Consider the following 601-nt stretch of genomic DNA (forward strand, 5'->3'; position numbering starts at 1 on the left):
TGGATGTGCAGCGCCTGGGCCAGCCGCCGCATCGTCAGCCCATCCACCCCCACCTCGTCCAGCAGCGCCATCGCCGCGGCGATGACGTCCGGTCGTTGCACCTTCATGGCGGCTCCCTCCCCCACATCCGTCTCCCCATTGACAAACTAACGTCGTTAGGCAAACCTAACAACGTTAGTTTGCTGGCGGGCAGCAGACGCCATGGGCGGAGAGCCGAGTTGGCCGAGTTGATCGATCCCCACCGCATCACCACCGTCGACGCGTTGCGGCGGCTGTACCACCTGCCGACCGAGCGCATGGTGAAGATGACCTTCCCCTTTCTCGACGATCACTGCCTGCGCTTCATCGCCGAATCGCCGCTGGTGTTCGTCGCGACCGCGTCCGAAACCGGGATGGACTGTTCACCCCGTGGTGGGCGTCCCGGCTTCGTCCAGGCGGTGGACCGGCGCGAACTCGCCCTGCCCGACTGGCCCGGCAACAACAAGCTGTCGTCGATCACCAACCTCCTGACCTCCGACGGGGCCTGCGGGCTGGTGTTCCTGGTGCCGGGACAGGACGTCTTCCTGCGGGTGAACGGCAGCGCCACCGTCACGACGGCGCC

Annotated in this window: 1 protein-coding gene; it reads left to right on the forward strand. The window is 66.4% G+C overall.

The window, feature by feature from the left end; translation table 11 throughout:
- Nucleotides 1-218: 218 nt before the first annotated feature.
- Nucleotides 219-601 (forward strand): pyridoxamine 5'-phosphate oxidase family protein (locus TSO352_RS16125; RefSeq protein ID WP_199231613.1); only part of this gene is annotated, 383 nt, incomplete at its 3' end.

This window comes from Azospirillum sp. TSO35-2 (assembly GCF_003116095.1).
Lineage (GTDB): Bacteria > Pseudomonadota > Alphaproteobacteria > Azospirillales > Azospirillaceae > Azospirillum.